Consider the following 16,386-nt stretch of genomic DNA (forward strand, 5'->3'; position numbering starts at 1 on the left):
ATTACAGAACTTTATAGTAAAACCAAATGCAAAAATTTAAATCAATCAAAACACTAGGATTGTCATTGTTGTTGGGTGCATTCGCATCCTGCCAGCTAACTGATGGTAAGACAAATGATGATAGTTTAACTCAATATGTCGACCCATATATTGGATCAGGTGGACATGGTCATGTGTTTGTTGGAGCCAGTGTACCTTTTGGGGCAATTCAGGCTGGACCTAGCAATTTTCATAAAGGATGGGATTGGTGTTCATCTTATCACTATTCAGATAGTATTATTAAGGGATTTTCACATCTGCATTTGAGCGGAACAGGTTGTACCGATTTGGGTGAGTTTTTAATTATGCCAGCTGTTGGTGAATTGAAAATAAATCCAGGTTCTCAAGAAAATCCAGAAGAAGGTTATGCTTCCTATTACAGTCATGATACTGAAAAAGCCGAAGCTGGTTATTATAAAGTGTTTTTGGATACCTATAATGTAGGTGTTGAAATGACAACTACCGAAAGGGTTGCCATGCATCAAATTACCTATCCAAAATCAGAACAATCCAGATTGATTATTGATTTAAAAGAAGGTAATGGAGATCAGGCAACAGAAACTTTCTTTCATAAGGTAAATGATACAATTGTGGCAGGCTATCGCTTTTCAAAAGGTTGGGCTGCAGATCAACGTGAGTATTTTGCAATGGTTTTGTCAAAGCCAATAAAAGATATCGTGGTTTATGATGCAGATGAAAAATTAAAGGGAGATGCAGGAAAAGGGAAAGCTATCAAAGCCTTTCTTAATTTTTCCACAGAGTCTTTTGAGAAACTTCAGGTGAAGTTTGGAATGTCTCCAGTTAGTATGGAAAATGCTTTGCTAAATATCAAAACAGAAATGCCAAATTGGAATTTCAATGAGATTCTTGCCGCGAACAAAGCCAAATGGAACAAAGAACTTGAAAAAATTCATATTGAGACTCAAAGTGAGAAGGATAAAAGAGTATTCTATACTGCTATGTATCATACACTAATTGCTCCTAACATTTTCGATGATGTGAATGGTGATTACAGAGGAACCGATAAAAAGGTTTACAACAATACCAACAGTACCAATTACACTTTATTCTCATTATGGGATACTTATAGAACTGCTCATCCATTGTATACAATTACACAACAGGAAAGGGTACCCGATATGATCAATTCTATGCTTGAAATTTACAAGCATCAGGGTAAGCTCCCAATTTGGCATTTGAGAGGAAACGAAACCAATACAATGGTTGGATATAGTGCAGTGCCTGTGGTTGTGGATGCTTGCCTTAAAGGTTTTACTGGTTTTGATATCAATTTGGCATATGAAGCTGTAAAAACTACAGCAATGGGTGATTTTGAACCAGGAGTTAAAGAATTACAGAAGTATGGATACATTCCTTGCGATATGATGCACGAATCTGTTGCAAGAGCCATGGAATATGCGATTAGCGATTGGGGAATTGCCCAGTTGGCGAAAAAATTAGGTAAGCATGAAGATGCTAAGTATTTTACAGAACGAGCTAAAGCTTACCAAAAATATTTCGATCCAAATGACAAATTCATGAAAGGTAGAATGAAAGATGGTAGCTGGAGAACTCCATTCGATCCTGTATCAGCTCAGCACAGAGTAAATGATTACTGTGAAGGAAATGCATGGCAATACCTTTGGTTAGTTCCTCAAGATCCGGAAGGACTAATTCAATTGTTTGGTGGGGATAAACCATTTCTAACAAAACTAGACAGCTTATTCTCTATTTCTTCAGACTTGGAAGAAGGAGCTTCTGCGGATATTACTGGATTAATTGGACAATATGCTCACGGGAATGAACCAAGCCATCACATAACCTATTTGTATGCATTTGCAGGAGAACAGTATAAAACTGCTGATAAAGTAGATTATATCCTTAACGAATTGTATACCGATAAGCCTGATGGATTATGTGGTAATGAAGACTGTGGTCAAATGTCAGCTTGGTACGTAATGTCGTCGATGGGTTTTTATCCAGTAAATCCTTCTAATGGTGCTTATGTATTCGGTAGACCTTTATTTGATAAAGTAAGCATTAATCTAAGTGCAGACAAATCATTTACCATTCTTGCCAATAACAATAGTAAGGAGAATATGTATATCCAGTCGGTGAAATTAAATGGCCAGGATTATACCAAGTCATTCATTACTCATAAAGACATCATGAATGGTGGTGAGTTGGTGTTTGAAATGGGGCCAAAACCAAATAAAGAATTTGGTTCTAAAATGAAGGATAGACCGAAATCAGTTGTATACTAAGGAATCAAGAAAATTATTGAATTGATTTTAATTGAAGAAAACAGTTGTATCACTTGTTGATTTAACTACTAAAAGATAAAAATGAAGAGAGCAAATATTCTATTAATTCTGATAGCATTTTTGGCATCGTGTGTGGGTGAAAAAGAGGCGATAAAATCCAATAAAATTTCCAGTGTAGACATGGTGAATCCGTTAATGGGAACAGATTCTGAACATGCACTTTCCAACGGAAATACTTATCCTGCCATTGCAGTACCCTGGGGAATGAATTTTTGGACACCGCAAACCGGTAAAATGGGTGATGGTTGGACTTATGCTTACGATGCAAAGAAAATTAGAGGTATTAAACAGACACATCAACCTAGTCCATGGATTAATGATTATGCAGCTTTTTCATTCATGGCTGTTACAGGAGATTTAAAGTTTAAGGAAGATGAGCGTGCTTCTTGGTTTTCGCATAAAGCTGAGGATGCTAAACCATATGCTTACGAAGTTTATTTGGCCGACTATGATGTAAAAGCTGAAGTAAGCCCAACGGAACGCGCTGCTATCTTTCGATTTACATTTCCAGAAAATGAGAACTCATACATTTTGCTAGATGCATACAATGAAGGTTCGGAGGTGAAAATTATTCCTGAAGAAAGAAAGATTGTAGGATATTGTCGTAACAATAGTGGCGGTGTGCCAGATAATTTTCATAACTATTTTGTCGCTGAATTCGATAAGGATTTTGAAATTGTTCATACCTGGAATGGCGACAAATTAAAATCAGGATCAAAAGCTGCTTCTGGCGATCATGTTGGTGCGGTTATTGGATTTAAAACTAAAAAGGGTGAAGAGGTCCACGTAAAAGTGGCATCTTCGTTCATTAGTAAAGAGCAAGCTCAATTGAATTTATCGAGAGAAATTGGGAATAAAAACTTTAATCAGGTTAAAGAAGAAGCAAAACATGCTTGGGAAAAGGAATTTGCTAGGATTAAAGTAGAAGGAGGAACAGATGACCAATTGAAAACATTCTATTCCTGTCTTTATAGAGTGTTATTATTCCCAAGAAAATTTTATGAGTACAACGAAAAAAATGAAATAGTTCATTACAGTCCTTATAATGGTGAAATACTGCCTGGCTATATGTTTACAGATAATGGCTTGGGATACATTCCGGGCAGTATTTCCATTTTTTACAGTAATGTATCCAGACCTGAACGCTCAAATTATGGAAGGATTGGTTAATACTTACAAAGAGAGTGGATGGTTACCAGAATGGGCAAGTCCTGGACACCGAGGTTGTATGATTGGGTCCAATTCCGCATCCCTTATTTCGGATGCTTATTTAAAAGGGATTCGTGGTTATGATATTGAGACTTTGTATGAGGCAATTGTCAAGAATACAAACGGATATAACAAAGAGATTACCTCAGTGGGTAGATATGGTGCAGAATACTATAATAAATTGGGATATGTGCCTTATAATATTGGTATTCATGAAAATACTGCAAGAACATTAGAATATGCTTATGCTGATTTTTGTGTTTGGAAATTGGCACAGGAACTAGGTCGTCCGCAGGAAGAAATCGATCTTTTTGCCCAAAGAGCTCAGAATTTTAAGAATGTATTTGACAAGGAATCTGGACTAATGCGAGGTAAAAATGAAGATGGCACCTTCCAGACACCGTTTAATCCTTTAAAATGGGGTGATGCATTTACCGAAGGAAACAGCTTGCATTATACATGGTCTGTTTTCCAGGATATTAATGGTTTGGTTAATTTGATGGGTGGAAAAGAACAGTTTATTTCTACTTTGGACGGAGTATTTGAAATGCCTCCAAAATTTGATGATTCCTATTATGGATTTACCATCCACGAAATTCGTGAAATGCAAATTGTAAATATGGGAAACTATGCTCATGGGAATCAACCTATTCAGCATATGATTTACTTGTATAATTTTGTGGGGCAACCATGGAAATCCCAGGCAAGAGTTCGTGAAGTGATGGACAAATTGTATACTCCTCAAGCTGACGGTTATTGCGGTGATGAAGATAATGGACAAACTTCTGCATGGTACGTGTTTAGTTCCATGGGATTCTATCCGGTATGTCCGGGAACTGACGAATATGTTTTTGGATCGCCACTATTTGATAAAGTGACCTTGACATTGGAGAATGGAAATACCTTTACTATTTCGAGTTCAAACAATTCAAAAGAAAATGTATTTATTAATGATATTAGTTTAAATGGAAAACAGCACAATTTGAACTATATCAAGCACTCAGACATTCAAAAAGGAGGAGAGCTTAGATTTGATATGTCTGCTCAACCTAATAAAGAGCGAGGAGTACTTCAAGAAAGTTATCCATACTCAATGAGTACTAAATAAGAATGTAGTATTAGAATAGTATTCTGATATAGTTAGTTTAAAAAGCTCATTGATTATTCTTTGAGCTTTTTTTTGAACATTTAGAACTATTATAGCCAACATAACTCAACCCAAATGAAAAGAAGAACCTTTTTAAGAAACTCACTACTATTTACAGGAGGTTTAAGCCTGGTAGGCACAAAAGGATTTGCCATTAGTAAGGATTTAAAATACATATCGAATAGGCCTGAAGCGAACAAAAGAAATTTTGTGAGTAAAGCTGTAGATAACAAGATAAGGGAAGTGAAAAAAGCCATTGCCAATGAGGAACTGGCCTGGATGTTTGAGAATTGCTTTCCCAATACTTTGGATACTACCGTAACTTATTCTGAAGAGAATGGCAAACCAGATTCTTTCGTAATTACTGGGGATATTCATGCAATGTGGTTAAGAGATTCTACAGCTCAAGTGTGGCCATATTTGCCTTTAGTAAATGATGATGATCAACTCCAGAAATTGTTCCAGGGACTGATTAATCGACAAAGCAATTGTATCAATATCGATCCGTATGCCAATGCGTTTAACAAAGGGGCAGAAGGTTCACATTGGGAGAGTGATTTAACGGATATGAAGCCCGAGCTGCATGAACGAAAGTGGGAAATCGATTCACTCTGCTATGCCATCAGACTGGCCTATCATTATTGGAAGAAAACGGGTGATACATCATGCTTCGATTCAGATTGGGTGAATGCCATGAAGTTGGTGGTGAAAACTTTTAAAGAGCAGCAGAGAAAAGAGAATCAAGGACCATACAGATTTGCAAGAAATACGAGTAAACCAACCGATACATTACCAGGCAATGGTTATGGAAATCCTATCAAACCGGTTGGATTGATTGTTTCTTCGTTCCGACCATCGGACGACGCTACCATTCTGCCATTTTTAATTCCTTCCAACTATTTTGCAGTGGTATCATTAAAACAGTTGAATGAGATTTTGAACCACCTGAATATAGAAAAAGAGCTAGCAGATTCGGCATTGGAGATGGCGAAGGAAGTGGAATTGGCACTTGAAAACTATGCAAGTTCGAATCATTTAAATAAAGGGGAAACATTAGCATTTGAAGTGGACGGTTTCGGAAACCAGATGCATATGGATGATGCAAATATTCCTAGTTTGCTATCTCTTCCATATCTGGGTGCATTGGATGCCAAATCATCCCTTTACCAGAATACAAGAATGTTTATTTTAAGTGACAATAATCCTTGGTTTTTCAAAGGAGAATATGGCGAAGGAATTGGAGGCCTCATGTTGGTGTAAATATGATTTGGCCAATGAGTATCATTATGCGAGCTATGACTTCCGATAAGGACATGGAGATAATAAATTGCGTGAAAACTTTAATGAGAACGCATGCGGATACAGGATTTATGCATGAAACTTTTCACAAAGATGATCCTATGAATTTTACAAGATCGTGGTTTGCATGGGCCAATACTTTGTTTGGTGAGTTGATATTAAAAATCTACAATGAGAGGCCACATTTATTAAAGCAGGTGTAATATGATTTCCTATTTCAATAAAATTAGGCTGCTATTTGGCTGTGTACTTTTTGTATTCAGTTCGATGGCTCAAAAACAAGAAGGAGATGAATGGAATATTGTAGCCAAGGATTACTCTAGTTATGCTGGGATCTCTGTAGCTAATGGTCGTATTGGAATTGTGCCATCGGAGCAGCCGGGTAAAACAAAATCCATCATTCTAAATCATGTTTTCGATAAGGAATCAGAAAATGGTGTGAGCAAAGTATTATTGGGAATTAATTTTGCCAATTTGGAAATTGTGATTCATGGAGACACGCTAAGCACCAAAAACTGTAGCAGATGGAAGCAGGTTTTGAATATGAAAGAGGCCGCTTTTATTACTTCTTGTAGGTATAGAGAAGACGTGGACTTTACTTTTACATATTATGCCTTACGAGGCATGCCTTACAGTGGAATGATAGATGTGAAAGTTACCCCTTTAAAGGACAATATAAAGATGCAGGTAGCAGGACAGATTATTTGTCCTGCAGAGTATAAAAATGTTGATTCCGCCTACAGGGTTATGAAAGATTTGGACGCCAGAATGCCTGTATTACAAACTATTGCAGATAGTCCTTTCGGAAAACACCAATTGGCTACAACTGCTTCCTTTATTTTTCAAGATAAAACACCAGATTTAAGGCACCAAGTTTGTGATTCGCTCCATCACGAATTGGTTTTTGATAAGAACTTGAATAGAGGTGAAAATTACCAGTTTGCATGGACAGGTGCAGTTTGTACTTCCCGGGATTTTTCAGATCCAAAGAGTGAATCGGAGCGATTGGTGATCTATCAGCTATTGGGTAATAAACAAGTAGTGATTGATCGTCACAAGAAGCTTTGGAATGATTTATGGCAAGGCGATATTGTAATAGAAGGAGATTTGGAATCTCAACAGGATGTTCGTTTGGCACTGTATCATTTGTATTCTTTTGCTAGAGATGATTCTAATTTAAGCATTGCACCTATGGGTTTATCTTCCCAGGGATATAATGGACATGTCTTTTGGGATACTGAACTTTGGATGTATCCACCCATTCTTGTTTTCAATCAAGCCATAGCAAAATCATTGTTGAACTATCGATTTGATCGATTGGAACCAGCAAAAATAAAGGCTCAAAATTATGGTTTTGATGGTGCAATGTTTCCATGGGAATCCGATGATACAGGGGAGGAAGCTACTCCAACCTGGGCTTTAACAGGAACTTTCGAACATCATATTACTGCAGATATTGGGATTGCTTTTTGGAATTACTATCGCATAACTGGAGATAAACAATGGCTGGCTTCCAAAGGATATCCTTTGTTGAAAGAGGTGGCGGATTTCTGGGTGAGCCGAGCAGTGAAAAATAATGATGGATCCTATTCAATCAATAATGTGGTTGGTGCGAATGAATTTTATCATCATGCCAATGATAACGCTTTTACCAATGGCTCTGTAAAAACTGTTTTGACTTTTGCAGAAAAAGCTGCAGGCCGTTTGGGAATAATACCAAATTCTATGTGGAGTGAAGTGGCTGATGGGTTGATGTTTTATTATACCAAAGATGGGGTGACAAAGGAGAACCGAGAATACAAAGGCGAAATCATTAAACAGGCTGATGTTAATCTATTGGCTTATCCGTTGGAAATTGTAACAGATCTTAAAGCCATTCGAAAAGATTTGGAATATTATGAGCACAAAATGGCCCCTGAAGGACCGGCAATGTCTCATTCAATACTATCTGTACTTTATTCACGAATGGGAGAAGCAGAAAAGGCTTATGAATTGTTCAAGAGAGCTTATGTACCCAATAAAAGAAAACCATTTGGGGCTTTATCAGAATCGGCATATAGCAACAATCCCTACTTTGCAACAGGAGCTGGGGGAATGCTACAGGCCGTGATCTTTGGATTTGGAGGATTACACCTAACAGACAAAGGAATAGAGCAAAAAAATCCATGCTTGCCGAAGCAATGGAAAAGATTAACAATTAAAGCGTCGGTCCTGATTTTAAAATATTTGAGGTTAAATAGAACGTTATGAAAAGAGTATTATTTGCACTGGCAATTTCATTATTTATTTGTGCATGTACCAGTATCAATCAGGTTGGTTTACAATCACCTTCCGGAAATATTGCTTTTGAGCTGAAAGTAAACGAAGTAGGTCAAATGTATTATTCATTGCAATTAGAAGATAAAAAGGTGATATCATCATCAAGCTTAGGAATGAGCTTGAAAAATGATTCGTCTTTTAGTAATGGATTGCAAATCATAGATGTTAAAAGAGAAAGTAAAAATGAAGATTGGAAGCCTGTTTGGGGACCTAACGAAAGCATCAATGAACATTACAATGAATTGATGGTTTCAATGCGAAATCATGCAGACAAGAAGTTGAATCTTTATGTACGTCTGTTTGACGATGGCTTGGGCTTTAGATATGAGATTCCAAAGCAGCCAGGAATTGATAGCATCTTCATTGTGAAGGAGCTGACTGAATTCAATTTTGTGAACAATGGAACAGCTTGGACCATACCTGCCAATTACGAAAGTTATGAGATGCTGTACAGAACCACCAAAATAGACCAGGTGAAGGATGCCAACACACCTGCCACTTTTAAAACAGACAATGGCAATTATTTCAGTATTCATGAGGCAAACCTGACGGATTATGCAGGTATGACCTTGAAAAATACAGGAGGTACAAATTTCCAGGCAGAACTGGTGCCATGGCCTGATGGTGTGAAAGTAAAAGCCAAAGGAAGTGTAAAATCGCCTTGGAGAACCATTACCATAAGCAAATCGGCAGCGGGTTTGGTTGAATCTGATTTGATTCAAAATTTAAATGATCCATGTGCATTGGATGATACATCTTGGATTGAGCCAATGAAATATATTGGTGTATGGTGGGGAATGCATTTGGGAGTTGAGACTTGGATTATGGGACCCCAACATGGTGCTACTACCGAAAACATGAAGAGATATATAGATTTTGCTGCAGAAAACGGTGTACATGCAGTTTTGGCTGAAGGTTGGAATACTGGATGGGAAAATTGGGGGAAACCACGAGCTTTTGACCAGCAAACACCTTATGCCGATTACGATTTTGATGAAATTGTAAGATATGCAAAAGAAAAGAATATTGAACTTGTAGGGCATCACGAAACAGGTGGAGATTACATTTTTTATGAAGAGTGCATGGAGGATGCCTTTGCCAAACTGCATGATAATGGCATCAGAACTTTAAAAACAGGTTATGCTGGTCCGATTCCAAATGGTCACTTTCATCACGGACAAAAAATGGTTCAGCATTACAGAAAAGTGGTTGAAACGGCTGCAAAATACCAATTAATGCTTGATGCACATGAACCAATCAAAGCGACAGGAATTAGTCGTACCTATCCAAATATGATGACACGTGAAGGTGCAAGGGGAATGGAGTGGAATGCCTGGAGCGAGGGAAATCCTCCTGAGCATCATGTAATTCTGCCATTTACAAGATGTTTGGGTGGGCCAATTGATTATACGCCTGGTACATTTGATATTCTCTACAAGAATAGGAAAGAATATACCAAATGGAACAGCAATGATAAAGGAAACAGCAGGGTAAACACAACAATTTCCAAACAATTGGCTCTTTGGGTTTGTTTGTACAGTCCTTTGCAAATGGCATCAGACTTGGTGAGCAATTATGAAGGTCATCCGGCATTTAAATTCTTTGAAATGCTTCCTGCCAATTTTGATGAATCAAAGGTCCTATTGGCCGAAATTGGAGACGTATATTCAGTTGCACGTCGAAAAGGCAAGAGCTGGTATATTGGAACCATTACCGATGAGAACAGGCGAAATGTTGAGCTTGAATTATCCTTTTTAGAAGATGGTAAGAAGTATATGGCAAATATCTTTGAGGATGGAGACAATGCAAATCTCAAAAATAATCCTACGGATATTAAAATTCGAAAAGTACAGGTTGATTCGAAAAGTGTTCTGCCTGTAAAAATGATAGAGAGTGGAGGTCAGGCTGTTGCAATTGTCCCAATTGTGGATTAATTTACCTTTTGATTTGATTAATGATTCATCTGTACGATTAATCTATATATTAATCATCATTTAATCTGGAAAAGCTTAATTTGAACCAAAGATTAGAAATTAGTGAACCGATCGGGAAGTGCTTGGCTAGCCATAATCCCGTTCGGTATTATTTTTAAACTCACGATTACAATAAAACCTAAATAATGAAGCGCTTTATAGGAATTTCAATTCTACTGTTTTTTTGTTTTAATGGCTTTGGCCAATATACCGAGTATGTAAATCCCTTTATTGGAACCACGAATTTCGGAACTACAAATCCAGGTGCCATTGTGCCACGAGGAATGGTATCAGTAACACCATTTAATGTTTCTGGATCGGTTATCAATAAATACGATAAGGATGCACGCTGGTGGTCTACACCATACTCTTGGGATAACTCTTACCTTACCGGATTTTCTCATGTAAATTTGAGTGGAGTAGGTTGTCCGGAACTTGGTGTTATTTTATTGATGCCTACAACAGGAAAGGTTAATGCAGATCACAAGCAATATGGTTCCGTCATGAAAAATCAGGAAGCAACACCTGGTTATTATGCTACAGAACTTGAAAAGTATAATATAAAGGCAGAATTGAGTTCTACAAAACGAACAGGAATCAGCCGCTATACTTTTCCGAAAGGAGAAGCCAATATTCTTTTAAATCTTGGTTTAGGATTGACCAATGAGGTAGGTGCCAAGATAAGAATCGTCAATGACAAAGAAATTGAAGGTTCAAGAATGACAGGTACTTTCTGCTACAATGATGGGTCGGAACGTCCGGTTTATTTTGTTGCCCGATTCAGCAAACCTGCAAAGAAATTCGGTGTATGGAAAAATATGCCTGAACTGCAGGCAGAAGCAGCCTGGAGTAAAACTTCAGGGGAATATAAATACTATAATGGATTTACCCGCGAAATGTTTGGTAACGAAATTGGAGCTTATTTCACATTTGATACGGAAGAAAAAGAACAAATTATTGTAGAAGTTGGAGTTTCCTATGTTAGCATTGAAAATGCTCGATTAAACCTTAAAGCTGAATCGAATAATTTTGATTTTGAGAAAACAAGAGTGCAAGCTGAAAAAGAGTGGAACGATATTTTAGGAAGAGTTAAGGTTGAAGGTGGAACAAAAGATCAGAAAACCATTTTTTACACAGCTTTGTATCATACTCAAATCCATCCGAATATCATCAACGATGTCAATGGACAATATCCGGCCATGGAATCTTTCGAAATTAAAGAAACAAAGGATTGCAATCGATATACAGTTTTTTCCTTATGGGATACTTACCGAAATTTTCATCCATTAATGGCACTGCTTTATCCACAGGAACAGTTGGATATGGTACGCTCAATGGTTGATATGTACAAGGAAAGTGGATGGTTGCCTAAGTGGGAGTTAAATTCAAAAGAGACACACGTAATGGAGGGTGATCCATCAATTCCGGTAATTGTTGATTCTTACTTGCGCGGGTTAACCGATTTCGATGTGGAAGCAGCATACGAAGCAATGTATAAGTCGCTACCATCGAAGGTGCCAAAAACAAGTTGCGTCCCGATATCGATCATTACCTGGCAGAAGGATATGTGCCAATTGAAGAGGAATTTGATAATTCGGTATCACATGCGTTGGAATATTATATTGCTGATTGGAACCTGGCTCAATTTGCAAAGGCATTGGGAAAGAAAGCGGATTATCAGAAGTTTTTAAATCAATCCTTAGGATATCAAAACTACTATTCGAAAGAATTTGGTGTATTGAGACCAAAGCTTGCTGATGGTACTTTCCTGAAGAATTTTGATCCGAAACAAGGAGAAAACTTTGAACCATGTCCAGGATTCCACGAGGGAACATCATGGCAATATACTTTTTGTGTACCGCACGATATTGAAGGTCTAACGAAGTTAATGGGTGGCAAAAAGAAGTTTGTAAACAAGCTTCAGAAAGTATTTGATGAGAATCTTTACGATATGGCAAACGAACCAGACATTCATTACCCATTCCTATTCAACTATTTTAAAGGTGAAGAGTGGAGAACTCAGAAAGAAGTTCGCCGTTTGATTAATAAATACTATAAAAATGCACCTGATGGAATTCCAGGGAATGATGATTGTGGAACGCTTTCGGCCTGGATCGTTTACAGCATGATGGGAATGTATCCGGTTTGTCCAGGTAATACAGACTACGCATTAAGCTCACCAGTTTTTGATAAAATTACCATTGAACTGAACCAGGAGTTTTATCCGGGAAAGAAGCTGGAAATCCTTTCGAAGAAGGGCAATGCAGATGATATCTTCATTAAAAGCATTAAACGAAATGGTTCAAATCATTCAAGCTACTTTATCAATCATGCTGATTTGGTAAAAGGAGGAACAATCGAATTTGAATTAAAATCAAGCAAGTAAAAAAACTAAATAGAATATAATGAATCTATCAGTACTCGACATATCCATTATTATCGGATACATTGTTCTAACCATTGTAATTGGTTACTTGTTGTCGGCAAAGGCATCAAAAAACTTATCGAACTACTTTTTGGGAGGAAATAAAATTCCCTGGTACATGCTTGGAGTTTCCAATGCATCGGGAATGTTCGATATTACCGGAACCATGTGGACGGTTACCATACTGTTTGTTTATGGTTTAAAATCGGTTTGGATTCCTTGGCTATGGCCAGTTTGGAACCAGATTTTTTTGATGATGTTTTTGGCCATTTGGTTGCGTAGATCGAATGTAATGACTGGTGCCGAGTGGTTAAAAACCAGGTTTGGAGATGACAAAGGTTCACAATTATCACACCTAATTGTGGTACTATTCGCCATTGTTAGTGTTGTTGGTTTTATCACTTACGGATTTGTTGGAGTAGGAAAGTTTGCACAAACATTTTTTCCTTGGAATCTGCAAACCTATGTGATGGGAATTACCATTAGCTCGGAAAATATGTATGCCATTATCATAATGGGTGTAACCACACTTTACGTGATAAAAGGGGGGATGTATTCGGTGGTATTTACTGAAGTTTTACAGTTTGTGATTATGACTATTGCCTGTATCATGGTAGGTGTAATTGCTATTTCTTTGGTGAGTCCTGAACAAATATCTGCAGCAATTCCTGAAGGATGGAAAGATATATTCTTTGGTTGGAACCTGGATTTGAATTGGGATCATTTGATACCTGCCGTAAACAACAAAATTGAAACTGATGGTTATTCATTGTTCTCGGTATTGATGATGATGATGATATTCAAAGGAATGTTAGTAAGTATTGCTGGTCCTGTTCCTAGCTACGATATGCAGAGAATCCTGTCGACAGAAACACCTAAGGATGCTGCAAAAATGAGTGGTATTGTTTCCTTGGTACTTTTTGTTCCAAGATATTTGATGATTACTGGTTTAGCCGTACTTGCCTTGGTGTATCTCGCACCTGAATTCAATAAAATGGGCGACAATATCGACTTTGAAATGGTATTGCCTTATGCACTGAATAATTTTATACCTGTGGGAGCAAAAGGTTTGTTGCTGGCAGGTTTGGTGGCAGCCTTCATGTCTACCTTTGCTGCAAATGTCAATGCAGGTCCAGCTTACATTGTAAACGATATTTACAAGAAATTTATCAACCCGAATGCATCGCAAAAGAAATACATTCGAATGTCGTATTTGGCATCCTTCGCAGTAGTTGCAGTTGGTATTTTCTTTGGATTCTTTGCAGAAAGTATCGATACGGTAATGAAATGGTTGGTAGGAGCATTGTTTGGAGGTTATACTGCTTCCAACCTGTTAAAATGGATTTGGTGGAGATTTAATGGATATGGCTACTTTACTGGAATGTTAGCTGGTTTGTTGGCTTCATTAATTGCACCATTGGTTTTCCCTGAGGTATCACCAATTTATGCCTTCCCATTCATTTTCATCTTTGCTTTGGCAGCCTCTATTATTGGCAGCTTGGTGACCAAACCAGAACCGGATGAGGTACTGATTAAATTCTATGACAGCGTTCGCCCTTGGGGATTTTGGAAACCAGTTTATCTTAAATTGAAAGAACAAAAGCCAGAGGCGAAACCCAATAAGGATTTCTGGAGAGATATGATGAACTGTACAATTGGTACAGGTTGGCAAATGATGTTGGTTCTAATTCCAATCTATTTGGTGATTGGTGAATTCATGTCATTAACATGGGTTATTGTGCTGTTTGCCGTTTCGAGTGTTGTGCTATACTTCACTTGGTACAAGAGATTGAAAGACTATCCAGATGATTACAAGTGTGAAGTAAAAAAAGAAGAAGTTAAAGAAACAGAATTGGTTTAATACTAAAATCAAAATGACTAATAAAATTAATATGCCGTGGGAGGAACGTCCTGAAGGATGTTTGGATGTGATGTGGAGATATTCTCAAAATCCTGTAATTGGTAGGTACGATATACCTAGTTCCAACAGTATTTTTAATAGTGCCGTTGTACCTTTTGAAGATGGTTTTGCAGGTGTATTCCGTTGCGATAACAAGGCCGTTCAGATGAATATTTTTGCTGGATTCAGTAAGGATGGAATCAATTGGGAAATCAATCACGAGCCTATAGAAATGGTGGCTGGTAATACTGAAATGATTGAATCGGATTACAAATACGATCCACGCGTTTGTTGGATTGAAGACCGATATTGGATTACATGGTGCAACGGATATCATGGACCAACCATTGGTATTGCATATACTTTCGATTTTAAGACTTTCCACCAGTGCGAGAATGCATTTCTTCCATTCAACAGAAATGGTGTGTTGTTTCCTGAAAAAATTGATGGCAAATATGCCATGTTAAGTCGCCCAAGCGATAATGGCCATACTCCTTTTGGTGATATTTACGTTTCCTACAGTCCTGACATGAAGTATTGGGGTGAGCACCGTTGTGTAATGAAGGTAGCCGATTTTACCGATAGCGCATGGCAGTGTACAAAAATTGGAGCAGGTTCAGTACCCATTCGTACCGAAGAAGGCTGGTTGATGTTTTATCACGGGGTAATCAATACCTGTAATGGTTTCCGTTATTCAATGGGGGCGGCTTTGTTGGATTTGGAAAATCCTGATAAAGTATTGTATCGTTCTAAGCCTTATTTATTGGCTCCTGCAGCACCATACGAATTGGTTGGTGATGTACCAAATGTGGTATTCCCATGCGCTGCCCTAATGGAAGATAACAAAGTTGCGGTGTATTACGGAGCTGCTGACACGGTTGTAGGTATGGCTTTTGGATATGTTGATGAGATTATTGATTTCTTGAAGAAGAATTCATTATAGTTAGATTAGATTTAGCAAAAAAAAGGATGAGACCATTTGGTTTCATCCTTTTTTATTCAATATTGTTAAGCTTTACCCCAAAAGAAAAAAGTAAATTGCAGTTAATGTAAAAGGTATACTAAGCAACATCAGAATCATGAAGTTTTTCATTGTTGAAGGTTGATCTTCTTCATTGTATTGTGGATTTTCCTCTTTCATTCTTTCTTTAATAAAAGCAGTAATTGCATCGTCAGCCATGGTTCTTTTTTGAGTGTGGGAAGGCATGAAACAAATCTTTTTTGTATCTCCCGACTTTTGGTCAAAATACTTGATGGTCATGAACCATGGACCAGCCAAATCAAACTTGGAAACACTTTCGATGTCAGCATAGGGAATTAGCTTTCTTTCTCTGCCCTTAACCAGTATTCCTTTTTCTAAGGTGGTAATTTTCTTTAACCTAAATGGCACTTGAATAAAGAAAATAGAGAGCCATACTGACATAATTGCAAAGGCTATTTTAAAGCCATCTGGTGCTGTATCCACAAATCCAGAAGCCAGGAAGGATGTCCCAAATCCTAAAATAAATAGAAATGGAAAATAGTATTTAAAGAATACCGTTTGTTTTGAGCTTGCGTACATAGGTTTAGAGTGTTAGTAGGTTTGATTTCTGGTACAATATACATTTAAAATTTCTATTGTAAAAGAAGAGTTGTAACACTTAATTAGTGCAATATATAAATAGACTCAAAAGATAGATAAAGTCAATTGGTTTGAGTGCTTATGATATTTGAATGTAGAGTGGTTGGTATGATTTTATTTTATAAGATGT

At 37.5% G+C, this 16,386-nt stretch carries 8 protein-coding genes and 2 pseudogenes; 9 read left to right on the top strand and 1 reads right to left on the bottom strand.

The features are described from left to right. Nucleotides 1–26: 26 nt before the first annotated feature. The 9 genes and pseudogenes from JCM15579_RS11160 (at nt 27) to JCM15579_RS11195 (ending at nt 15,578) form a co-directional block, all read left to right on the top strand. A complete protein-coding gene (locus JCM15579_RS11160) occupies nt 27–2,303 on the top strand; it encodes a GH92 family glycosyl hydrolase (RefSeq protein ID WP_054720047.1) in 2,277 nt (758 codons plus the stop codon). Nucleotides 2,304–2,384: 81 nt separating this feature from the next. Further along, nucleotides 2,385–4,680, top strand: a pseudogene (locus JCM15579_RS11165) (GH92 family glycosyl hydrolase). A 318-nt stretch (nt 4,681–4,998) separates the two neighbouring features. After that, nucleotides 4,999–6,221, top strand: a pseudogene (locus tag JCM15579_RS11170) (glycoside hydrolase family 125 protein). Nucleotides 6,222–6,285: 64 nt separating this feature from the next. After that, complete coding sequence (locus JCM15579_RS11175) at nt 6,286–8,268, top strand: kojibiose hydrolase (protein ID WP_054720158.1); 1,983 nt, start codon at nt 6,286–6,288, stop codon at nt 8,266–8,268. Further along, nucleotides 8,265–10,271 (top strand): glycoside hydrolase family 97 protein, encoded by a 2,007-nt coding sequence (locus JCM15579_RS11180; protein ID WP_054720049.1) that lies wholly within the window; start codon nt 8,265–8,267, stop codon nt 10,269–10,271. Before JCM15579_RS11175 ends, JCM15579_RS11180 begins: the two co-directional genes overlap by 4 nt. A 185-nt stretch (nt 10,272–10,456) precedes the next feature. Next, nucleotides 10,457–12,001 carry a GH92 family glycosyl hydrolase gene (locus tag JCM15579_RS11185; protein ID WP_218186143.1) on the top strand — a complete coding sequence of 515 codons (1,545 nt, stop codon included), beginning with the start codon at nt 10,457–10,459 and terminating at the stop codon, nt 11,999–12,001. Continuing rightward, a complete protein-coding gene (locus tag JCM15579_RS21970) occupies nt 11,884–12,696 on the top strand; it encodes a glycoside hydrolase family 92 protein (RefSeq protein WP_262493517.1) in 813 nt (270 codons plus the stop codon). The genes JCM15579_RS11185 and JCM15579_RS21970 overlap by 118 nt, the downstream gene beginning before the upstream one ends. 19 nt (nt 12,697–12,715) lie before the next feature. Then, complete coding sequence (locus JCM15579_RS11190) at nt 12,716–14,596, top strand: sodium:solute symporter family protein (protein ID WP_054720051.1); 1,881 nt, start codon at nt 12,716–12,718, stop codon at nt 14,594–14,596. A gap of 13 nt (nt 14,597–14,609) precedes the next feature. Then, a complete protein-coding gene (locus JCM15579_RS11195) occupies nt 14,610–15,578 on the top strand; it encodes a glycoside hydrolase family 130 protein (protein ID WP_054720054.1) in 969 nt (322 codons plus the stop codon). 72 nt (nt 15,579–15,650) lie between these two features. Here JCM15579_RS11195 and JCM15579_RS11200 read toward each other — a convergent pair whose 3' ends face one another. Beyond that, on the bottom strand, nt 15,651–16,196 hold the full coding sequence (locus JCM15579_RS11200) for a hypothetical protein (RefSeq protein WP_054720055.1): 546 nt from the start codon (nt 16,194–16,196) through the stop codon (nt 15,651–15,653). Nucleotides 16,197–16,386: the final 190 nt, after the last annotated feature.

The sequence above is a fragment of the Marinifilum fragile JCM 15579 genome, assembly GCF_001310955.1.
In the GTDB taxonomy this organism is placed as follows: Bacteria; Bacteroidota; Bacteroidia; order Bacteroidales; family Marinifilaceae; genus Marinifilum; species Marinifilum fragile.